Raw genomic sequence first — 1,099 nt, 5'->3', positions numbered from 1 at the left:
AGAGCTTGACCCGTGGCTCACGAGTAATCGTGAGCGGCCGGCTCAAGCAGCGTTCGTACGAAACTCGCGAGGGCGAAAAGCGAACTGTCGTCGAGCTCGAAGTCGATGAAATCGGTCCTTCACTGAAGTACGCCACGGCAAAGGTCAACAAGGCCAACCGTGGTGGCGGCGGTGGAGGCGGCAACTTCGGCGGTTCCTCCGGCGGATCGGGTGGCGGACGTCCGAGTGCTGCACCTTCGGGTGGAGACGATCCTTGGGGCAGTGCGCCTCAGGCTTCGGGCTCCTTCGGTGGTGCGGGCAGCGACGAACCGCCCTTCTGATCCGTACCTGATCAGGAACATCCAGAAAAGAGCAAAGACATGCCGAAGCCGCCCTTGCGCGACAAGGTTATGAAGAAGAAGGTCTGCACCTTCTGCAAAGAGAAGAACACGCAGATCAACTACAAGGACACGACGTTGCTTCGTAAGTACGTCAGCGATCGCGGAAAGATCCGTGCTCGCCGTGTCACCGGCAATTGCGTCCAGCACCAGCGCGACGTTGCCATTGCCGTCAAGAACTCACGTGAGGTAGCACTGCTGCCTTACGCCACCGTGGCTCGCTAAGGAAAGGGAGGAAAGAACATGAAGCTCATCCTCACCGCTGACGTGGACAACCTCGGTGCGCCTGGCGACACCGTGGAGGTCAAGGACGGCTACGGCCGTAACTACCTGCTCCCCCGCGGACTGGCAATCGTCGCCACCCGTGGCGCCGAGAAGCAGGTCGAGGGCATCCGTCGTGCACAGGAAGCGCGCGCTGTGCGCGGCCTGGATCACGCCAAGGAGCTCAAGGCAGCTATCGAGGGCCTCGAGTCCGTGACACTGACGGTCAAGACCGCCGGTGGCTCGGGCAAGCTCTTCGGTTCGGTTACCGTCGCTGACGTCGCTGCTGCGATCAAGGCTGCCGGTGGACCGGTTGTCGACAAGCGCTCCATCGTGTTGCCGAAGGCTCACATCAAGAACACGGGCAAGCACGCCGTGGTCGTGAACCTGCACCCCGATGTGGTTGCCAAGTTCAACCTGAACGTCGTCGGCGCATAGTCGACTGTTCGTCTCGTCGGGCC

At 61.5% G+C, this 1,099-nt stretch carries 3 protein-coding genes; all 3 read left to right on the top strand.

All coding sequences use genetic code 11. The features are described 5' to 3' along the window. On the top strand, positions 1 to 320 hold a 320-nt coding region (locus tag ABT116_RS49400; protein WP_351648203.1), incomplete at its 5' end, for a single-stranded DNA-binding protein. Between the two features lie 39 nt (positions 321 to 359). Further along, on the top strand, positions 360 to 602 hold the full coding sequence (rpsR, locus tag ABT116_RS49395; RefSeq protein ID WP_003941245.1) for a 30S ribosomal protein S18: 243 nt from the start codon (positions 360 to 362) through the stop codon (positions 600 to 602). Between the two features lie 18 nt (positions 603 to 620). Beyond that, positions 621 to 1,076 carry a 50S ribosomal protein L9 gene (gene rplI, locus ABT116_RS49390; RefSeq protein WP_007735531.1) on the top strand — a complete coding sequence of 152 codons (456 nt, stop codon included), beginning with the start codon at positions 621 to 623 and terminating at the stop codon, positions 1,074 to 1,076. Positions 1,077 to 1,099: the final 23 nt, after the last annotated feature.

It is taken from the genome of Streptomyces sp. NPDC002130 (assembly GCF_040296465.1).
Taxonomy (GTDB): Bacteria; Actinomycetota; Actinomycetes; order Streptomycetales; family Streptomycetaceae; genus Streptomyces.
Note: the sequence above shows the minus strand (reverse complement) of the source record. Positions and strands in the feature narration are given on the sequence as shown.

Bases quoted from the DNA above. Each gene is read 5' to 3' on its own strand.
- rplI (WP_007735531.1), top strand. From the start codon at position 621: ATGAAGCTCATCCTCACCGCTGACGTGGACAACCTCGGTGCGCCTGGC.
- rpsR (WP_003941245.1), top strand. From the start codon at position 360: ATGCCGAAGCCGCCCTTGCGCGACAAGGTTATGAAGAAGAAGGTCTGC.